Raw genomic sequence first — 19,079 nt, forward strand, 5'->3', positions numbered from 1 at the left:
AGGTGTATTTCCTGGCAAACGCCTGCTCTCAGCTCCGGATCAACACATTTAGACTGGATCGGGGTCCGCTGCTGGGCTAACGTCACTGCAGTGTATGTCAAAACGATCAGGGAAAAGATGCCAATTCGCCGTTTTATCAACCCGATGACCTTGCGTCCGTTGAGCCTGGCCGCGCTGCTGGTGCTGGCCGGTTGTACCACGAAAACCACCACGACTTCACCGGTGCAACGCCCGGCTGACGTCAAAGCTCAACTGGTGCGTTTGATGCCGGCTAACACCGCCGATCGCCAGGGCTGGGCCACCGATATCACCGCCGCTTTTGCCGCACAGGGTATCGAGCCCAGCGACCAAAACCTGTGTTCAGTGCTGGCAGTAACCGAGCAGGAGTCGACCTTCCAGGCCAATCCGCCGGTGCCGGGGCTGCCCAAAATCGCCTGGAAAGAGATCGACCGCCGCGCTGATCAGTTACATATTCCCAACTTTCTGGTGCATACCGCTTTGCTGATCAAATCATCGAACGGCAAGAGCTACAGCGAGCGTTTGGATAAGGTGCGCACCGAAAAAGACCTGAGCGATATCTTTGACGATATGATTGATTCGGTGCCGATGGGGCAAAAGCTGTTTGGCAGCCTGAACCCGGTGCATACCGCCGGGCCGATGCAGGTCAGCATCGCCTTTGCCGAAGCGCATGCCAAAGGTTATCCGTATCCGATCGACGGCTCGATCCGCCGTGAAGTGTTCAGCCGCCGCGGCGGCATGTATTTCGGCATTGCCCACCTGTTGGGTTACCCGGCTGACTACAGCCAGCCGATCTACCGTTTCGCCGACTTCAATGCCGGTTGGTACGCCAGCCGCAACGCCGCTTTCCAAAGTGCAGTCAGCCGCACGACGGGCATTCCGTTGGCATTGGATGGCGACTTGATTAACTACGGCACCGACAAACCCGGCACCACCGAGCTGGCGGTGCGTACCCTCGGCAAGCGGCTCAATATGAGCGACCCGGCAATTCGCCGGGCGCTGGAGAAGGGGGACCTACCCGAATTTGCCGATACCGACCTGTATGAGCGGGTGTATGTGCTGGCAGAGAAAACCACCGGCAAGAAACTGCCGCGGGAAATGCTGCCAGGTATTCAGTTGGAAAGCCCAAAAATCACCCGTAAGCTGACCACCGCCTGGTTTGCCAAACGGGTGGATGAGCGGCGCCAACGCTGCATGACGCGCGCTTCGGCAGGTTAAATCTGCGGAGTGCTGATAAACGCCGGGTGTTGTTCGGCCTGAGCAGCAAATGCCGCCAAAGTCGGGTGTTGCTGGTCGCTGATCTGCCCGGGCAGCATCAGTTGGGTGAAGCCCCAGGCCACCGCCACGCTGACCTCTGCGCTGCCCATAAATGGTGACACGGCGGACTGCGGCAACTGTTTTTCCAGTTCGGCGTAGGCCGCCTGCAGTTGGCCCTGGACACGATCCAGCCAGGGCTGATGCTGCTTTTCTTGCGGACGCAACTGCTGTTCATAAACGATTTGCACCGTTTTTTCGCAGGCGACCAATGCCAGCCCGTTCAACTGCAGGGCGTTCAGTCTCGCCGCGCCCTGGTTTGGCAGTAAAGCTCTGCCGGAGGGGGCGATACCTGCGGCATATTCCAGGATAAGCGAAGAATCCATCAAGATCTGGCCGTCGGCCAGCACCAGCGTTGGGGCCTTTACCACCGGATTAATGGCTTTAAACCGGTCAAAACCGCTGAACACTGAAATTGCCCGGTGCTCAAACTCTATCTCCAACAATTTCAAACAAATAGCGACGCGGCGCACATAGGGTGAATCCAGCATGCCTATCAATTGCATTGTGTTCTCCTGAGCGCATTCGCCCGATTTAAAGTGAATGAATAAAGGTCTCCAGCTGTTGGGATACGGCTTCCGGTGCATCTTCCATAAGAAAATGCCCCGCCTGCGGGATCACCTGCAGCCTAGCGCCGGGAATGTCAGCTTGTAAACGGTAGGCGTAACTGACCGGCTGCCATTCATCGTTTTCTCCCCACAGGATTTGCACCGGTAGGCGCAGTTTTGGCAGACGCTGCGCGAAATCATCAGTATAGCGTGCATCATAATGGGCGATCTGTTGCTGATAAAAGGCCGGTTGACCGAGCACGCCAACGATCGGGGCCAGATAGCTCTGCAACAGCTCTCCCATCATCAGCGATTTGTTGAACACGGCCATTTGCAACTGACGCGTTAGGGTTTGTTGATGTTGTAAGGGGTCCATGATGGCGTACTGACGATAATTATCGCGGATGCTGCGCCAGGTGGGTGAAGGCCAGGAATCGTAGCTGCAAATGTCCGCAATGGTTAGCGAGCGAAAGCGATTAGCGTTCCCGAAGGCCGCGCGCAGTGATAACGCGCCACCAATATCGTGGCCAAATACGTGGGCGGAATCCAGTTGCCAGTGGTTCAGCAGGGCGATCAGTAAATCCGCCTGTGCGATAATCGAGGTCTCTGCGGACAATGGGCGTTCCGATGCGCCGTAGCCCAGCAGATCATAGTAATAAACCTGGAAGCCGGCCACCGTCAGGCGGGGCAGCAAATTTCGCCAGATGATCGAATGGGCGGGGGTTCCGTGTACCAACACCAGTGGCACACCCGTCCCTTGTACGCCAGTGGCAATCCGATGCCCTTGAATAATGACCTGCTGATTAACCTGAGAAGTTAAGCCGCTCATGATGATTTCTCCCCATTACCGTGTTGAATATCACCCTACCCCTCGTCTTTTCATGACGCCAATGACAAGTTATGGTGATTCAATCCAACTTTTGTCATGAGGGCGTTTATGAACCAGCGTTTATCCATCGATGCATTGCGGGCGCTGCAGAGCGTAATCGACACCGGCAGCATGACGCGTGCGGCGAAACAGCTAAATCTCAGTCAGTCGGCAGTGAGTTGGAAAATCAAACGGTTGGAGGAACAGCTGGGCCGCACTCTGATCGATCGCCAGGGAGCCGCTTTGATCGCCACCGTGGATGGTGAGGCGCTGTTGATGCATGGACGACAGATTTTGCAGGCACACGATCGGGCATTGGCGCATTTTTCCCCCTCGTTATTGCAGGGGACAGTACGTTTTGGCGCCACAGAGCAGATGTCGCTGTCCCGGTTGGCCACCTTGTTGGCGACCTTTACCCATCAACATCCGCAGGTTGACGTGCAGTTGGTCATCGATCAAAGCCAGGTATTGCGTAACGCTTTGGCTCAGGGAGAGTTGGACCTGGTACTGCATCAGCAGTTTTGCGATGCGTTAAGCACCGAAGATGTGGTGCTGGCAACGGAAAAAATTCACTGGTGTGCGCCGCCAGGATGGCGTTTTCAGCCTGGTGACTGTGTGAAATTGGTCAGTTACGGCCCAGACTGCTTTTATCGCCGGCTGGCTGAAGAGTGCCTGAGTGCCGCGGGCATTGCCCACAAGGTCTCGGTGGAGTGTCCTTCGATATCCGGCATGTTGGCAGCGATTTCTGCCGGTATGGGGATTGGCCTGCTTAATCAGCAATCTGTCGATCGGCGGGTGGAGATCGAGACGGTATTTGAGCGTAAGTTACCCTTGCCGAAGGTGGCACATGCGTTGCGTTTGGGCCACCGGCGGCAACACCCGCTGCTGCAAAGTTTACAGCGGCAGGTGGTGCAAGGTCTGGAGGGATCCGCCGCGCATTGAGCTACGGCGGATCTTGACGGGGTTAAGCGCGACGCGGGTTGGTCAAGCCGAAGTTAAAGTTATTGCAGCGGTTGCAGAATTCCTTCATCACCGGCGGGGTGTCCATCATCGGCACCTTAACTTCGATAAAGGCCAGCCGATCCTGACGCGAGGCGTGTTCCAGCGCCAATTCCAACTGGTGGGTAGTTTCTACCGCCACGCTGAACGGCTTCGCCTGGGTATTGAGCACCGCCGGCAGTTTGGCATAGTCCCAGGGGCCGATATCGTTGTACGACGAGTTCTCGCCAAGAATATAACGTTCGATGGTGTAACCATCATTGTTAATCAAGAAGATAATCGGCTTCTGATCGTAGCGCAGCAGGGTGGAAACTTCCTGAGCGGTCAGTTGGAAAGAACCGTCGCCAATGAACAGCAGATGCCGGCGATCCGGTGCGGCCATCATGGTCCCCAGCAGCGCCGGCAGGGTATAGCCAATCGAGCCCCAGATCGGTTGATTGACCACCTGAACACCGTCCGGCATACGCATGCCGCCAATCGCCGCGCCCGAGGTGCCATTCTCCACCACAATTACGTCATCGGCGCGAATAAAGCGTTGTATGCGTTGCCATAAGTAAGCCTGATCGATAGGGGCATCGCTGGGGGTTGCCAACCGATGCCGCGCTTCAGGCAGGGGCGTCGGCGGGTGGCCTGTTACCTCTTCACCCAGTGCCAGCAGCGCCTGCAACAGGTCGGCGGTCGCCACTGCTGGGTAAGAGGTGGTGCCCAGCTTCACGGAGAACGGCTGAATATCAATTTGCGCGTCAGCCGGGATCTGGTGCGAAAAATACCCGGTTGTCGAGTCCACCAGGCGAACGCCAAAGCTCAGCACGCAGTCGGCGTGCGCCATATGTTCATAGAGTTCGGGGCGCGAAAGGTTGCCGCTGTAAACGCCGATCCAACCCGGCGTGGTTTCCGGAATGATGCATTTGGCCGTCGGCATATTGGTGAGGGGAATGGCAAATTTATGTGCGACCTCGATCACTAATTGCTGCAGTTGAAAGCGATCCACCATTTGGTCGACCAGAATAATCGATTTCTTTGCCTGTTTTATTCGCGCCAGCAATGCCATGGCCGCCAACTGGACATTATATTGGTCGCTGGCTGGCAATTGCGGCGCGACCATTGCCTGAGTGATTTCAATTTCCACATCACAAATATCAGAAGGTAACTGTAAATAAACCGGTTTCTTTTCCGTCCAGGCACGGGAAATAACGCGAGGGATCTCCATCGCCGCATTTTCTGGCGTGATCAACGCTTGGGCGACGGTGAATTGTTTAAAACAGTTCATGACGTTATCAAAATTGCCGTCCGCCAGCGTGTGGTGGAGCAGCTCATGATTTTTCATTGCGTGCAGCGGCGGGGTACCGGCCAGACAGACAACCGGTGCGGACTCGGCGTAAGCCCCGGCAATACCGGACAGCGCGGCCAGATCGCCGACGCCGTAGGTGGTGATCAGTGCCCCAGCCCCTTTTAACCGTGCATAACCGTCGGCCGCGTAGGACGCATTCAGCTCATTGCAGTTGCCAATAAATTCAATATTGCTGTCGTGCTCGATCAATTCCAGCAGCGCCAGATTATAGTCGCCGGGTACGCCATAAATACGATCGATGTTCAGGGTGCGGAGCTGTTGCAGGATGAATGCCCCGATAGTGATTTTCATGTGTTTCTCCGGATTTTTTATCTTTCTTTTATCAGGCAGAGAGCAGCAAATAACTTGCTGGCGATGTTGTGTTATGAGCAATTCAATAAACGTTCAGCCCTTGCAGACCGGGTCATGCTCGTTAGCTTTAACAATTATTTAAACTATCGGCTTGTTCAAGTTGAGTGGGGCGCATGAGAGGGTAGTTTGTTGTATTTGCGGGTTTACGTTGGGGGTGAGGGGGATTAACCGCAGCGATGTTGTGGGTGGTATTTTTCACCAAATGTAATAGATATGTGAAATATGGCGGCTGTGGCCGGAACATGGCGCGCGGGATGATCATCGGTACTTTTGCCTGCCGCTAAAAATGACGGTGGGAAGTCATCCGTTTTTGCCGTTGCAGGTCTCTAAAACAGCGTTGTAACTGCAAATTTACAGTCGTGTCGCCTGACAGGGCCTTGAGCTTATTGAGATTGCCGCAAAATGGGGGGAGAGAACCCACGAAAAGCGTGACGGCGATTACAGTTGCTCTTTGGGCGGCAGTAAAGATTTCGCTACGTTCAGATCAGGAAAGAAGTTCTCTAGCAGGCTGGTGAGCCGCCGGGTTTTACTTCGGCAGCGGCATGATTGCGGAGTATTCCGACAGACGGTGCATAGGGAGCGCAGTAGCCTGAGCGCCCGGAGTCGACCCGCCGGGCGCGCTTCCCTTTACCTGCGGCTAAACTTAACCAAGTGACAACGAGGTAGGAGAAAGCAGTTGGATAAATAAGATACAGCTTGATCTTGATGGGTCGATCGGTAAGAATCGCCGGCCTTATTTTTTACAGGAGTTTGATGATGTTTTTTAAACGGACAATTTTGGCTTGCTCAGTGGCGCTGCTATTTCCTGCACTACCTTCTTACGCTGAGGTTGGTGCAGAAAATGGCAGCGCGGCGCAGGCTGAAAAACCGGGGTTGTGGCAGCGTTTCACCGATAACGTGGCGGAAACCTGGAACAACTCGCCGAATAAAGACATTTATCTGCCGGCCATCACCTGGCATAACCGCTGGACTTACGACGACGAACATATCGATAAGTACAACGAGCGCCCCTGGGGCGCCGGCTATGGTATTTCGCGTTACGACAGCGACGGTGACTGGCACGGTATCTATCTGATGGCATTCAAAGATTCATTCAATAAGTGGGAGCCGATCGGCGGTTACGCTTATGAGAAGATCTGGCGTCCTTTGGACGACAAGGACTTCCGTCTGGGTCTGGGCTTCACCGCCAGTGTCACTGCGCGAGATAACTGGAATTACATTCCTATCCCGGCCCCGCTGCCTTTGGCTTCTATCGGTTATAAGCGCCTGACCTTCCAGGCCACTTATATTCCCGGTACCTATAATAACGGCAACGTGTTCTTCGCCTGGCTGCGTTGGCAGTTCTGATCCCCCGCGGGTCGCCCAGTTTGGCGGCCCATAGCGCCTAGCTGTACATTCCTCGCCCAAAAAATTACCTGAATTCTGAAAAAAACGCCGTATTGCCGGCTAAAAGGAACTTGTCGCCGTGGGTGACGTCCCAAGAGGTGACCCGGCGCATTGCGCTGATTGCACTCGATTCGCCCATCCGCTTTCTCCTGTTGCCAATGGCAAGGGGGGATGCTGAAAGGATGGCGAGATAAACAGGAGCTTTACCCCATGAACACCAAGCATCGTTTACTGCTGGCGCTGACATTGACTTCCGCCATGACTTGCGGCGCCGCTCAGGCAGCCGGCCTGATGGATTCCCTCAGCAGCGCGGCCGGTGAACTGAGTAAATCGGGTGGCAGCACCAGTGGCACTTCACTGTCTTCCCTGACCGGTTTACTGAACGGTGGCGACAAAGCGCTGAGCTCCAGCAGCATGACCAACGCGGCCGGCATCTTGCAGTACTGCGTGAAAAATAACGTCCTGTCGGCCAACGGCACCGAAGCGGTGAAAGACCAACTGCTGAGCAAATTGGGCATCACCAGCACGGAGAACGCCAAAAGCCAGGACTACCAGCAAGGGCTGGGCGGTCTGCTGAAAACCGGCGAAGGCAAGAGTCTGGATCTGAACAGCCTGGGCACTTCGCAAATCACTGAAAAAGTGAAGCAAAAAGCCTGTGATTTGGTCCTGAAACAGGGCGCGTCCTTTATTTCCTGATAGCCTGAACGGCGGTATGCTCAGGCTGCCGCCGTTTTTAACTTTCCCCGCCGTATTTCAAACGGGCCGGCTATCTGCGACGTGAAATAGACCGGGAGTGGTAAGAGAAAAAATGAAAAAAATTCTGATGGTTTCCCTGCTGGCAGGGATGGCGATATTACAGGGCTGCAGCATGAAATCTAACGATGCGCCACCGCCGCCGCAGGTAAAACCAATTGGCATGGCGAACCCGGCGGACGTGTATTGCACCAAGATCGGCGGCAAGCTGAACGCCAAGCAAAATGCTGACGGCCAGTATTCCACCTGTACCTTGCCGAACGGTCAGGAAATCGAAAGCTGGGAATTATTCCGCCGCGATCATCCGGTGAAGAAATAAGCCTCGCGATTAAAACTCGCGGTCGCTGATCGGCTGGTATTGCACACTGCCGTCCGTTTGCAGTTTCAGCGACAGCCGCCAATCCTGATGACGACTCAGGGTGAAAGGTTTGGAGCGGAAGTTACAGCCGGTTTTGATGTTTTTAATTTTCATCACGTATTCCCCGGCCGGGTTGGTTTTGATATTAAAACTGCCGGCTGCGGGAATAAAAACTTCCGCCAAACGCTGTGGCGCGCCCGGCGTCTCCAGTTTGACCAACACCGCAAAATTGTTGTTTTGATTATCCAGCGTCAGTTGTTGCTGTGGGTTGGCGGCTTTGCCTTCCGGCTGATGCAGGTAGCCGGCCGAAAGAGGCCAGGGTTGCCCGGCATTGTCATGCAGCGGGCCACCACACTGTTCGCGAGCTTCGCGCATCGGCATTTCACGCTGGATGGCCCGGTTGTAATCTGTGGTAGCCGTCGCGACAAACTCATCGTCATTTTGATCGGCTCGCAGATAGCGTTTGGCGCTGAAAACCCCAGCGGCAATCAGCATAAAGAAGATAAAAATCGTCAGGCGGCTCCTGAAAATGCCCCCAAACAGCCTGCCCGGCAATTGAAATAGCCACTTCGCAATTTTTGACAGCATCCTTTTCCCTTAGCGCCCAAGCCGTTACGTTCTGCGGTAACCTTGCTCGCCTCAGTATAGCCAAATCACTTGGGGTGAGGTAATAGCCCCGTAAAATTCCTGCGTGTTACCCCATCCCTTCTTCCAGCAGCAACAGCAGTAAAAAACCGACAAAAAACATCGCGGTGGCGAGCGGGGTATCTTTACCTCCTTCATGCGCCTCAACCAGCAACTCCTCCGTGACCAGATAGAGCAAGGCAATCAGGCCGAAGGCCAGAAACGCGGTTAGCCAGAATGCCCCCAGCATGGCAATCGGCGCACCCAGCATACCGCCTAGTGGCAACAGCAGAGCCAGGCCGCCAATCGCCAGCATGGCTTTTATCCGTCGGCCGAAAAAATCACGTAAATCGCCCACGATCGACAGCCCCAGAAACAGCACTTCCAACGTTAGCGCGAGCGTCAATAACAGGCCCGCTTTTGCACCGGCAGCGAAGGCGATGCCCAGCACCAGGCCATCGATAAAAATATCCACGCCGACGGTTGCCACAAAGCCCACCGGCCCCTGAGCTCGTTCGCCCAAACGCCTGACCAGCAGCATCATCAGCACACCTGCGGCACCACCGAGCAGCACTGCCCAGGGCGATTGTTGCTTGAGGTCGGGTAGAATTTCGGTCGCGGCCGCGGCAAAGACGATACCAGCGGTAAAGTGATGAATGATGCGCATGGCGGCATCGCCAGGGCGGCGGTACAGCGCGATGGCGGCGCCAATGACGGTTGCTGCGGCGGGGAATAAGGTATAAAGCACGGCTGAGGTCATCAATAGTCCTTTATTTGAGACGTAAAGTTTCAGTCTAGCCCAGCGCTGCCCTTTCGTAGCGTTGCATAAAAATTTGTACGTTTATGCACGTTTGTGTACATTTGTGATCACTTGTTCGCCATCGAGAAGCCGAATGTCCAAAATGTTGCCCAATCAGCGCCACGACGCGATCCTCGCTACCTTGCAGCAGCAGGGGCGAGTGCTGGCGGTTGAAATGGCGGAACGCCTGAACACCACCGAAGCCACCATTCGGCGCGATCTGCGCCAGTTGGCGGCACAAAACCTGTGTAAACGCATTTATGGCGGTGCGCTGGCACCCACGCCGGCAACCGGCCCTATCAGCGCAAGGCTGCAATTGAGCGGTGACGAGAAGCAGGCACTGGCGCTGGCTGCGCTGGCATTGGTCAAGGAAGGGCAGGTTATTTTCCTCGATGCCGGCAGTACGCACCTTTATTTGGCCGAGCTGTTGCCGCGTGATTTGCGGCTGACGGTGGTGACTAACGCATTGACTATTGCCGGCAAAATGCTGGAACAGCCGGGGATCCGCACGATTTTAATCGGCGGCGAGCTGGATGCCGACATTGGCGGCTGTGTGGACGCCAAGGCGGTACAGGAAATCGACGATTTTTACTTTGACCTCGCTTTCGTCGGCATTTGTGCTTATGACCCGGGCTGCGGTTTCTCGGCGCTGAATTATCAGGATGCCCAGTTCAAGAAGCGTCTGCTGGCGCGGTCAGGCAACTTGGCGGTGCTATGCACCGGCGACAAACTCAACACCTATGCCCCCTACAGCTTTTTGCCCGCCAATCGGGTCGATTATTTAGTCACGCCACCTGGCCGTCATCCGCAGCTCGAACAGCAGATCACGCACAGTGGCGGCAAAGTGTTGTACAGCGATTCACCCATTGGAGACTGAGATGAAAATAGCCCATGTTGCACTCTGGACCCGCGATATTGATGCCCAGGTGACGTTCTGGCAGCGGTATTTTGACGGCGTTGCCGGGGAACAATACGTTAGCCGGAACCGTCCGGGGTTTGTTTCCCGCTTTGTCAGCCTTGCGGCGGGGCCAACGCTGGAGATCATGAGTTTGCCGGATCTGCTGTCAGCGGAGCAGGCCAGTGAACGTGTGGGTTGGGCGCATATTGCTTTGTCGGTGGGAGAGGAAAGCCGTGTCGATCAGTTGGCGCAGCGCGCGCAGCAGGAGGGGATCCTGCAGGCGGCGCCACGCTGGACAGGGGACGGTTTTTATGAGGCGATCATCCGTGATCCGGACGGTAACGCCATCGAAATCACCGCCTGATCACTCCTCTTCGATGCTGGCGAACTGCTGCCCCAAATAGTCAAGCAGCATCCGTACCGCCGGCAGCAGGCCGCGGCGTGACGGGTAAACCGCATGCACCACGCCGCCCTGCGGTTGCCAACCCGGCAGCAACTGCACCAACTCACCGCGCAGCATATCGTCACGCATCATCATTGACGGCAATTGCACGATGCCTGCACCGGCAATCGCCGCAGTTCGCAGCATCAGCATATCGTCCGTCACCAGCCGTGGCCTGTGTTCCCACTCCATTTTTTCTCCCTGCGGCCCGGTTAACTGCCACAGGTGCTGTGCGCGTGCCGGACCGAGATCCAGGGTGGGGTATTTATGCAGCTCTTCCGGTTTTTCCACTGGGCCCAGGGTGCGAACCAGTGCCGGGCTGGCGGCGATGCACCAGGTACGCTGCGCCAAAATTTTCAGCACCAGATCGCTGTCTTCCAGCGGCGGTGGCCGCACGCGGATGGCCAGATCCAGGCCTTCACCCACCACGTCCACCCGGCGATTAGTCGCTTCCAGATGCACCGTGACCTTCGGGTAATCGGCCATAAAAGCCGCCACCATGCTACCGACCCGAGTGTGCAGAATAGCCACCGGGCAAGTCATGCGCACCGTGCCACAGGGTTCGGCGCGGGTTTGTTCGATGGCTTGCTGTGCGGCATCGGCTTCTACCAGCATGGCCTTGCAGTGCGCATAGTAATTCAGACCGACGTCGGTGACGGAAAACCGTCGCGTCGAGCGTTGGATCAGGCGTACGCCCAGGCGTTCTTCCAGTAGCGCTATGCGTCGACTCAGTTTGGACTTGGGGATACCCAACGCCCGGCCGGCGGGGGCGAAGCCCTGATGGTCGACTACGCTGGCGAAATAAAACAGATCGTTCAAATCGGTGAACATCGCCTGTCCTTATCATCGTTCTATATCTAGAACACTGAGTGTACATCTTGCCTACTACTGCGGCAAACGCCGCAGGATTAAACTTCTGACATCAACTTAAGGTCGTGAGACCTGAAACAGGAGTTCAAGATGAAAAAGATCCTCGGTATTTACAACAGCCCTGAAGCCCACTGGGTCGGCAACGGTTTCCTGGTGAATTCGCTGTTCTCCTACAACGATTTGGGGGCGGAAATGAGCCCGTTCCTGCTGTTGGATCACGCTGCGCCAACCAAGTTCCGCTCTGCCTCCGGCACCCGTGGTGTGGGTCAGCATCCGCATCGCGGGTTTGAAACGGTCACCATCGTCTACCAAGGCGAAGTGGAGCACCGTGATTCCACCGGCAGCGGCGGGGTGATTGGCCCCGGTGACGTACAGTGGATGACCGCCGCCTCGGGTATTTTGCACGAAGAGTTCCATTCACGGGATTTTTCGCGCAACGGCGGCACCATGGAAATGGTTCAGCTGTGGGTGAACTTGCCGGCCAAGGACAAAATGGCTGAGCCGGGTTATCAGACGCTGCTGAATGCGGATATCCCGGTGGTTCCACTGGCGGATGGCGCAGGCCAGGTGCGGGTGATTGCCGGTAACTTCGGCGGCCACGCCGGTCCGGCACGTACTTTTAGCCCGCTTAATGTCTGGGACATGAAGCTGAATGCCGGTCACACCACCACGTTGACAGTGGAAGAAGGGCATACGCTGGCGCTGGTGATACTGCATGGCGCGATTCATGTAAACGGTGAGGAAGTGGTGCGCGAAACCCAAATGGTCAGGTTTGACCGTGCAGGGGATTCAATCACCCTCGAAGCCAACAATGATGTCAGCTTGCTGGTACTGAGCGGCGAGCCGATCGATGAGCCTATCGTCGGTTATGGCCCGTTCGTGATGAACAGCGACGCGGAAATCCAGCAGGCCTTCCGTGACTTCAACGGCGGCAAGTTCGGCAGCATGACGGCAGAGAAGCACGCCGGCTAAGCCCTCACCGCACACCTTAGAGCCGATCCGGAAAAACACCTCCGGATCCGGTTCTACACTTAGGTAACCTCTGCACTTTGGCCTCTCGGCCAAGGCAACCTTTAACCGTAATAATCAACACCCCACAGGAGTAAACCATGACTGCAAATTACAAACGCCTCGATAAGGATCAGGCTGCCGTTTTGCTGGTGGATCATCAGGCAGGGCTGCTTTCACTGGTACGCGATATCGATCCCGATCGTTTTAAAAACAACGTACTGGCACTGGGTGATTTAGCGAAGTATTTTAACCTGCCGACTATTTTGACCACCAGCTTCGAAGACGGCCCCAACGGCCCGCTGGTCCCTGAACTCAAAGCTCAATTCCCCGATGCACCCTTTATTCCACGCCCTGGGCAGATAAATGCCTGGGATAACGACGACTTCGTCAAGGCAGTGAAAGCCACCGGCCGCAAACAGTTGATTATCGCCGGTGTCGTCACCGAAGTGTGCGTGGCCTTCCCGGCGTTGTCTGCCCTGAGCGAAGGTTTCGAAGTGTTCGTAGTCACCGATGCTTCCGGCACCTTCAACGAGCTGACGCGTCAATCGGCCTGGAGCCGTATGGAAGCCGAAGGCGCGCAACTGATGACCTGGTTTGGCGTCGCTTGTGAGCTGCACCGTGACTGGCGCAACGATGTCGAAGGGCTGGGGGCCTTGTTCTCCAACCACATTCCTGATTACCGCAACCTGATGACCAGCTACAGCACGCTGACCAAAGGCAAGTAATCAAAATAGAAAGAAAAGCCGAACGACCTTTACACAATCCTTAAGCTTTCATCACGTTAGCGGAGGGATGTAAGCAAAGATCATCGGGATGCAAAGGTCGTGAAAAGCGGCTTTCTCATCGGCCGGGGGCGGGGTAGGTTAGGCCCAATCCCGGCAAATGAGATCGACAACATGAAAAATGCAATCAAAGTACTGACGCTTCCTGTGCTGGCTGCCGTGACGCTGTTCAGCGTTAGCGCACTTTCCGCTCCGGCTCCGGTAGAAAAAAACGTCCCCCCTGCAGAACAGCAGTTCCGCTTACCTCCTTTCCCTGGTGGGCATATGCCTAAACCGGGCTTCTGCCACGGCGGTGAGCTGTTCTGTGCGACTTCCGCCAGCGATAATCCCACTGAAACCATCAATAAGCTGACTTCGGTGATCCCCGCCGGTAACGCCAAGCATTACGAAGTACGAATCTCGGTAGTGGCATTGCCGGATGTACCACCTGCGTCCCCAGTGCCGTAAGCGGCCCCGCTGGTTCTGAAGGGGAATGCGCGTTAGTCTGGGGTAAACCTCAGGAGGCAGGATGAATCCGTCAACGCTCCCCCCTTATCTCCAGCCCGGTGACCGGGTGCTGTTATTCGATGGCGAATGTAATTTGTGTCACGGGCTGGTGAGATTTTTGATTCGTGCCGATCGACAGGGCAAGATCCTGTTGGCCACGGTGCAATCCGAAGAAGGTCAGGCAATCCTGAATTGGCTGGCCTTGCCCACCGATCGTTTTGACTCCATCGTTTATCTTGAACCGGGCCGACATTGGTTGCGTTCGGCGGCGTTTTTTCAGGCGTTGCGTCAGCTTGGCTGGCCATTTCGCCTGTTGGCGCTGGCGCGCTTTTTGCCGCAGCGCCTGGCGGATAGGTTTTACAATGCAGTGGCGAGCAATCGCTATAGGTTATTTGGCCGTAATGCTGGCACGGCGTTGCCTGGAGAGGTTTTGCCGGGGCGTTATCTGCGTCATCGTCGTGAGCAATCTCGCTGAGCTTTACGCTTCTTTACCCTTTAATCGATTGAATTATCATCATTCCGCCCCAATATAGTGGAACGTTCAGCTAAAAAGGAGCGCGTATGGGGATCAGTGAAGAAGAGTACATCCGCCGTTTGAGTCAGGAGAAGAATGCGGTGGGAAATACGGCAAAATGGGTGGCGATTGTCTCCGCTATTTATTTCGCCCTTATGGTGTTTTACGGCCACCCGATCGGCGTGCTGACCATGTCCGGGCTAATTTTTATTGTCTCAACCACCACCTGGTTGAAGAAGCGCCAAAAGGTTAAGTCCTACCGTCGGGCGCTGGCGAAGATCAATGATGAACCGCCGGTTCAGCAGCCCTGATACTCACTGCGCGTAATGCTGTAAACCAGGCTTGGCGTATCGCCGGGCACGTCATCCAGAGTATCGACCACACGTAACCCCGCTTTTTCCAGCACGCGGCATGAGGCCAGATTTTTTTCGCGCACAATAGCCGAAATTTCTGTCAACTGCAGATGCTTGAAACCATACTCCAGCGAGGCCTGCGCCAACTCAGTGGCCAAGCCGCTGCCCCAAACCTGCGTATCAAAACGATAGCCCAAATTCACCGTGCGCTGAGCCCCTAACGGCCGCCAGGACAACCCGCCAAAGCCAATGACCCACTCCGGCTGCTCACGCAGTGCAATTGCCCAGGAGCCATAGCCGTGTTGCGCCCAATTTTCGATCCGCCCCGTCAGCGCCAATCGTGCCTGTTCTTCGCTGGCGATGGGGCCTGCGGGATTAAAACGCTGGGTGTCGGGATCGCCAAAAATGGCGTAAAAACGCGGCAAATCGTCGGCCACCGGCGGACGCATCAACAGGCGAGTGCTTGCATAGGGGGCGATAGGGTTCATCTTCGGCATAGCTTGCGTAACCTGCTGTGATTGGACAGGTTTAACTGTAGACCAGCGGTGCGGAAGAAGAAACAGCCCCCCCCTCTCCGGGTGGAAAGGGGGGGGAAGGATCAGATAAACGAATCGTCGTCGCTGTAGTCGTCGTCGGCGAAATCGGTGTTATCGTCGTTTTGATAATCCGCGTTCTGGAAGCCGTTATCTTGGTTGAGGAAGCGGCTATCACCGCCGTTGTTAAAGGTATCGAGATTGTTGGACGCGTCGAAATTATTCATCGCGCTGTCATCCACCGGTGTTGCCGGCGTTTCATCGATAATATTAACAATTTCCTGTGGTTGTGAATGGCGGAACATACCGGTCAACATGTCGGCCAGCACCACACCGCCCGCCACGCCGGCGGCAGTCTGCAATGCCCCGCCGAGGAACCCGCCGGCACGTGAAGGTGCTGCCTGCTGCGGTTGGCTGTAGGCTGGTTGCTGCTGCTGTTGAGCATAGCCTCCCTGGGGCTGGTTGTTCCATGCCGCGTTATTCTGCTGTTGCGCCTGATACTGCTCGCTCGGGCTTGGCGCGTTGCGATTACCGCCACCAAACAGCCCGGCCAGAAAGCCGCCGCTGTTTTGTTGGTTAGCGTTATTTTGCTGTTGTTGGGCAATCTGGCTCTCCAGATCCTTCACCCGCTGGTCGAGCTGTTTCAGCGCCGCTTCCTGAATGATCATCGCCTGAGCCATGTAATAAGGCGCGGAAGGCTGTTCGCGGATGTGTTGGTTGATTTGCTGCTCTGCCTGGAGATCCCTCTGGCCCGTCTTGGTCTCGGCTTCTTTCAAGCGGCCAAACAGACCATCGATAAGACGTTGTTCTTCGGATTGCATAGGATTACCTCTAGGAGATGAATAACGATACTGGATGATAGATATCATCGGTAACTGTCACCCTAGCGCGTTTAGATGAACCAATAAATAAATGGCAGGTAAACCTGTTTATGAATTTGTTACCCGTTACGTCAGAGGGATCAGCATCACCAGTTTCAGACCGCTATTTTCCGATGGGTTAAACGTCAGTTGACGATAGCGCAGCTCCCCGTGTTGCACATGAGAGAAGGTACGCTCGCCGCCCTCGCGTGCCAGTACGTCATGCTGTTTCCACCAGTGCTGGAAGGCTTCGCTGTTGTGCGTCATGTTGCGCACGAAAGCGCGCATCTCTTCGGTATTTTGATGGTGGCTGGTTTCGGCACGAAACTCGGCGACCACGCGGCGTGCCCGTTCCTCCCAGTCGCTGACCAGCGTTTTGGCTAACGGGTGGAAAAACATAAAGTGCAGCAGATTGGGCGTAGCGGCTTGGCCCAGCCAACCACAGAACAGGCTTTCCGCCGCCGGGTTCCAGGCGACGACATTCCAGGTGATATCCAGCAGGTAGCAAGGCACCGTCACCTGGTTAACGCTTTGCAGCACCGCGCTGTTGTCGGCTTCGTGAGGCTGTTCCTGTTCGGGGTCTGCGACTCGCGCCAGGGTAAACAGGTAGTGGCGCTCGGCATGCCCTAACCGCAGTGCTTTGGCGATGCGCGCCAGCGTATGCGGCGAGATGGATACCTCGCGGCCTTGCTCGATCCAGGTATACCAGGTGGCGCTGATACCGCTGATTTGCGCCAGCTCTTCACGGCGCAGACCGCTGGTGCGGCGGCGTGGTGCGGTGGGTAAACCCAGCATTTCCGGCGTGATGCGTTCACGGTGCGCACGCAGGAAAGCGCCGAGGGCTTTGGGGCCGGATAAGGCTTCAGATTGCATAGGCTGGTACCTGTTTATACTAGGATAACTGCTCATATTGTACCCGTATATTAAGCTGATTATAGTAATAAAAAAGCCATCCGGCACCGGCGCAAGCCAGACAAAAAAGGAAGCACATATGAGCAACAGCAACAGCCATAAAAATGCGGTCGACCGTCAATTTGGTGAGCAGGCCAGCGCCTATCTGACCAGCGCAGTTCATGCACAGGGGAAGGATCTGCAGCGACTGTCTCAGTTGCTGGAGCCTTATCCCGATGCCAGGCTGCTGGATCTGGGGTGTGGGGCCGGGCATGCCAGCTTTAGCGCCGCAGCGAAAGTGGCCCAGGTTGTGGCCTACGATTTGTCGGCGCAAATGCTGGCGGTAGTGAGCCAGGCCGCGGTAGAGAAAGGTTTCAATAATATTCAGGTGCAGCAGGGCGTCGCGGAATCACTGCCGTTTGAGGATGCCAGCTTCGATCTGGTGATTAGCCGTTATTCGGCCCACCATTGGCATGATGTCGGCCAGGCGCTGCGCGAAGTGCGCCGGGTGTTGAAACCGGGCGGCAGAGCGATCTTTATGGATGTGGTCTCACCGGGGCATCCGCTGCTGGATATCTATCTGCAAACCGTTGAGGTGCTGCGCGACACTTCGCATGTCCGCAATTATGCGCCGGGCGAATGGTTGGGGTTACTGACTGAATCAGGGCTGCTGGTACGGGAAGTGACGTCGGACAGGTTATACCTGGAATTCAGCAGTTGGGTCGCGCGTATGCGTACGCCGGAGCATTTCGTTACCGCGATCCGAGCGTTGCAAAAGGGGGTTTCTGAAGAGGTGCTGCAGCATTTTGCCATTCAGCCGGACGGCTCATTCACCAGCGATATTATGATGTTTGAGGCGGTCAGAGGATAAATAATTTCAGGGCAGCCTATATACCCTTTATCTTTACGATTACCGCGTGATTAGCGATAACCGGAAGTCCATTGGATATAGCGGCTGCCCTGACAGAACATTACCGGGTATAAATTACTTCTTGTCTTCCAACAGGCAGCGATAAATCAGGCCGCCGATAGCACCACCGACTAATGGCACCAGCCAGAATACCCAAAGCTGTTGCAATGCCCAGGTTCCCTGGAATATTGCAACACCGGTACTGCGTGCCGGGTTAACAGAAGTATTGGTTACCGGAATACTGATCAGGTGGATCAGCGTTAATGTCAAACCAATGGCCAGCGGAGCAAATCCTGCCGGTGCACGTTTATCTGTCACACCATGAATAACGATCAGGAAGAATGCGGTCAATACCAATTCAATAACAATCGCGGATTGCAGAGAATAACCGCCCGGTGAATGTTCACCGTAACCGTTGGAAGCAAAGCCGCCGCCGGTAGGATCAAAACCTGCTTTGCCGCTGGCGATCAAATACAACACCGCCGCTGCAGCAATCCCGCCAATCACTTGAGCAATCACGTAGGGAATAACGTCTTTCGCGGCGAAGCGACCACCGGCAAATAAACCTACGGTAACGGCCGGGTTAAAGTGCCCGCCAGAAATATGGCCAACGGCATAAGCCATAGTGACTACAGTCAGACCAAAAGCGAGTGCGACACCAAGAAAACCAATACCCAGTTGTGGGAATGCAGCTGCTAATACTGCGCTACCACAACCACCGAACACCAACCAAAATGTGCCAAAAAATTCGGCAAAAAGTCGCTTTGACATAGATTCCATCCCACGGAAAATACTAACGGGCGTTAGCACTAAAAACTATAGAACACCTTTTTAAATTAATGCAGGTTTCTATAAGTAATTTCTTAATGCACCTTGAGTAACAGCGGGTATTAAATCCCCGGGAATTAATTTTGTCTATGCGACTTCATCCCTATTCTTAGGTTTTTCGTGCGTTTGCTGTTTTTTTTATCGCTGTTATAAGAATTTACCCTAAGCTTAGGTGGTATAGGTATTTTTAGCGGAAAATAGCTATGGTTAAATTTGATTTTCTATCTGTTTTTTCCATTCGAATTGTCTGCGTTAATTGCTAATTCCTATTTGCCATATTTAATTATTGCTGCAATTCATAGCATTAGGTCCGTTTGTCATCAGGCTGTCAT

At 55.1% G+C, this 19,079-nt stretch carries 23 protein-coding genes; 13 read left to right on the top strand and 10 right to left on the bottom strand.

Features of this window, described 5'->3' with window-relative positions; translation table 11 throughout:
* Nucleotides 1-117 precede the first annotated feature (117 nt).
* Nucleotides 118-1,236: a DUF1615 domain-containing protein gene (locus tag AAZT04_RS00520; protein WP_434678640.1), complete on the top strand. Its 1,119-nt coding sequence runs from the start codon at nucleotides 118-120 to the stop codon at nucleotides 1,234-1,236.
* Here the strand turns inward: AAZT04_RS00520 and AAZT04_RS00525 are convergent.
* Together AAZT04_RS00525 and AAZT04_RS00530 are read right to left on the bottom strand one after the other, a co-directional pair.
* On the bottom strand, nucleotides 1,233-1,838 hold the full coding sequence (locus AAZT04_RS00525) for a glutathione S-transferase (protein WP_434678641.1): 606 nt from the start codon (nucleotides 1,836-1,838) through the stop codon (nucleotides 1,233-1,235). The two genes, AAZT04_RS00520 and AAZT04_RS00525, sit on opposite strands and share 4 nt — an antisense overlap.
* 28 nt (nucleotides 1,839-1,866) lie before the next feature.
* Nucleotides 1,867-2,709: an alpha/beta fold hydrolase gene (locus AAZT04_RS00530; protein ID WP_434678642.1), complete on the bottom strand. Its 843-nt coding sequence runs from the start codon at nucleotides 2,707-2,709 to the stop codon at nucleotides 1,867-1,869.
* A 108-nt stretch (nucleotides 2,710-2,817) separates the two neighbouring features.
* On the opposite strand from AAZT04_RS00530, the gene AAZT04_RS00535 reads away from it, so the two are divergent.
* Entirely contained in the window at nucleotides 2,818-3,690 is an 873-nt protein-coding gene (locus tag AAZT04_RS00535) for a LysR family transcriptional regulator (RefSeq protein ID WP_434678643.1), read from the top strand.
* Nucleotides 3,691-3,712: 22 nt separating this feature from the next.
* Here the strand turns inward: AAZT04_RS00535 and AAZT04_RS00540 are convergent, their stop codons facing one another.
* Nucleotides 3,713-5,389: an alpha-keto acid decarboxylase family protein gene (locus tag AAZT04_RS00540; RefSeq protein ID WP_434678645.1), complete on the bottom strand. Its 1,677-nt coding sequence runs from the start codon at nucleotides 5,387-5,389 to the stop codon at nucleotides 3,713-3,715.
* Between the two features lie 813 nt (nucleotides 5,390-6,202).
* Between AAZT04_RS00540 and pagP the strand changes: the two genes are divergently transcribed.
* The 3 genes from pagP to AAZT04_RS00555 all read left to right on the top strand — a co-directional run bounded on the left by pagP (nucleotide 6,203) and on the right by AAZT04_RS00555 (nucleotide 7,907).
* Nucleotides 6,203-6,796, top strand: a complete 594-nt coding sequence (gene pagP, locus AAZT04_RS00545) for a lipid IV(A) palmitoyltransferase PagP (RefSeq protein ID WP_170868519.1) — start codon at nucleotides 6,203-6,205, stop codon at nucleotides 6,794-6,796.
* Between the two features lie 249 nt (nucleotides 6,797-7,045).
* A complete protein-coding gene (locus AAZT04_RS00550; RefSeq protein ID WP_020825399.1) occupies nucleotides 7,046-7,531 on the top strand; it encodes a DUF2501 domain-containing protein in 486 nt (161 codons plus the stop codon).
* A 112-nt stretch (nucleotides 7,532-7,643) separates the two neighbouring features.
* Complete coding sequence (locus AAZT04_RS00555) at nucleotides 7,644-7,907, top strand: putative hemolysin (protein WP_020825400.1); 264 nt, start codon at nucleotides 7,644-7,646, stop codon at nucleotides 7,905-7,907.
* A gap of 9 nt (nucleotides 7,908-7,916) precedes the next feature.
* Here AAZT04_RS00555 and AAZT04_RS00560 read toward each other — a convergent pair whose 3' ends face one another.
* Both AAZT04_RS00560 and AAZT04_RS00565 read right to left on the bottom strand, forming a co-directional pair.
* Nucleotides 7,917-8,534, bottom strand: coding sequence for a hypothetical protein (locus AAZT04_RS00560; RefSeq protein WP_129941104.1), 618 nt, complete (start codon nucleotides 8,532-8,534; stop codon nucleotides 7,917-7,919).
* 106 nt (nucleotides 8,535-8,640) lie between these two features.
* Nucleotides 8,641-9,330, bottom strand: coding sequence for a ZIP family metal transporter (locus tag AAZT04_RS00565; protein WP_020825402.1), 690 nt, complete (start codon nucleotides 9,328-9,330; stop codon nucleotides 8,641-8,643).
* A 133-nt stretch (nucleotides 9,331-9,463) separates the two neighbouring features.
* On the opposite strand from AAZT04_RS00565, the gene AAZT04_RS00570 reads away from it, so the two are divergent.
* Both AAZT04_RS00570 and AAZT04_RS00575 read left to right on the top strand, forming a co-directional pair.
* The gene (locus AAZT04_RS00570) at nucleotides 9,464-10,246 is read left to right on the top strand and encodes a DeoR/GlpR family DNA-binding transcription regulator (RefSeq protein ID WP_116691206.1); all 783 of its coding nucleotides are present in this window, start codon (nucleotides 9,464-9,466) and stop codon (nucleotides 10,244-10,246) included.
* 1 nt (nucleotide 10,247) lies between these two features.
* Nucleotides 10,248-10,631, top strand: coding sequence for a VOC family protein (locus AAZT04_RS00575; RefSeq protein WP_020825404.1), 384 nt, complete (start codon nucleotides 10,248-10,250; stop codon nucleotides 10,629-10,631).
* On the opposite strand, the gene AAZT04_RS00580 is transcribed toward AAZT04_RS00575, so the two are convergent.
* The gene (locus tag AAZT04_RS00580; protein ID WP_260629507.1) at nucleotides 10,632-11,540 is read right to left on the bottom strand and encodes a LysR family transcriptional regulator; all 909 of its coding nucleotides are present in this window, start codon (nucleotides 11,538-11,540) and stop codon (nucleotides 10,632-10,634) included. It abuts the gene before it with no gap.
* A gap of 129 nt (nucleotides 11,541-11,669) precedes the next feature.
* Between AAZT04_RS00580 and AAZT04_RS00585 the strand changes: the two genes are divergently transcribed.
* From AAZT04_RS00585 to AAZT04_RS00605, 5 genes are all read left to right on the top strand, one after another.
* Entirely contained in the window at nucleotides 11,670-12,551 is an 882-nt protein-coding gene (locus AAZT04_RS00585; RefSeq protein ID WP_046374398.1) for a pirin family protein, read from the top strand.
* A gap of 137 nt (nucleotides 12,552-12,688) precedes the next feature.
* Complete coding sequence (gene ycaC / locus AAZT04_RS00590) at nucleotides 12,689-13,315, top strand: isochorismate family cysteine hydrolase YcaC (protein ID WP_020825407.1); 627 nt, start codon at nucleotides 12,689-12,691, stop codon at nucleotides 13,313-13,315.
* A gap of 171 nt (nucleotides 13,316-13,486) precedes the next feature.
* Entirely contained in the window at nucleotides 13,487-13,819 is a 333-nt protein-coding gene (locus AAZT04_RS00595; RefSeq protein WP_129982455.1) for a hypothetical protein, read from the top strand.
* 61 nt (nucleotides 13,820-13,880) lie between these two features.
* Nucleotides 13,881-14,333 carry a thiol-disulfide oxidoreductase DCC family protein gene (locus tag AAZT04_RS00600; RefSeq protein ID WP_046374396.1) on the top strand — a complete coding sequence of 151 codons (453 nt, stop codon included), beginning with the start codon at nucleotides 13,881-13,883 and terminating at the stop codon, nucleotides 14,331-14,333.
* An 86-nt stretch (nucleotides 14,334-14,419) separates the two neighbouring features.
* Nucleotides 14,420-14,683, top strand: a complete 264-nt coding sequence (locus AAZT04_RS00605) for a hypothetical protein (RefSeq protein ID WP_046374395.1) — start codon at nucleotides 14,420-14,422, stop codon at nucleotides 14,681-14,683.
* On the opposite strand, the gene AAZT04_RS00610 is transcribed toward AAZT04_RS00605, so the two are convergent.
* The 3 genes from AAZT04_RS00610 to AAZT04_RS00620 form a co-directional block, all read right to left on the bottom strand.
* A complete protein-coding gene (locus tag AAZT04_RS00610) occupies nucleotides 14,671-15,222 on the bottom strand; it encodes a GNAT family N-acetyltransferase (protein ID WP_020825411.1) in 552 nt (183 codons plus the stop codon). The genes AAZT04_RS00605 and AAZT04_RS00610 overlap by 13 nt on opposite strands.
* Nucleotides 15,223-15,323: 101 nt before the next feature.
* Nucleotides 15,324-16,079, bottom strand: a complete 756-nt coding sequence (locus tag AAZT04_RS00615; RefSeq protein WP_434678652.1) for a DUF2076 domain-containing protein — start codon at nucleotides 16,077-16,079, stop codon at nucleotides 15,324-15,326.
* A 126-nt stretch (nucleotides 16,080-16,205) separates the two neighbouring features.
* Nucleotides 16,206-16,991 (bottom strand): helix-turn-helix transcriptional regulator, encoded by a 786-nt coding sequence (locus AAZT04_RS00620; RefSeq protein ID WP_261103839.1) that lies wholly within the window; start codon nucleotides 16,989-16,991, stop codon nucleotides 16,206-16,208.
* A 118-nt stretch (nucleotides 16,992-17,109) separates the two neighbouring features.
* Here AAZT04_RS00620 and AAZT04_RS00625 point away from each other — a divergent pair, with 118 nt between their 5' ends.
* On the top strand, nucleotides 17,110-17,880 hold the full coding sequence (locus AAZT04_RS00625; RefSeq protein WP_434678654.1) for a class I SAM-dependent methyltransferase: 771 nt from the start codon (nucleotides 17,110-17,112) through the stop codon (nucleotides 17,878-17,880).
* A 114-nt stretch (nucleotides 17,881-17,994) separates the two neighbouring features.
* On the opposite strand, the gene aqpZ is transcribed toward AAZT04_RS00625, so the two are convergent.
* Nucleotides 17,995-18,690 carry an aquaporin Z gene (gene aqpZ / locus AAZT04_RS00630; protein WP_041414261.1) on the bottom strand — a complete coding sequence of 232 codons (696 nt, stop codon included), beginning with the start codon at nucleotides 18,688-18,690 and terminating at the stop codon, nucleotides 17,995-17,997.
* Nucleotides 18,691-19,079 lie beyond the last annotated feature (389 nt).

Source organism: Serratia sp. Je.1.23.a, assembly GCF_051129805.1.
Classification (GTDB): Bacteria; Pseudomonadota; Gammaproteobacteria; order Enterobacterales; family Enterobacteriaceae; genus Serratia; species Serratia liquefaciens.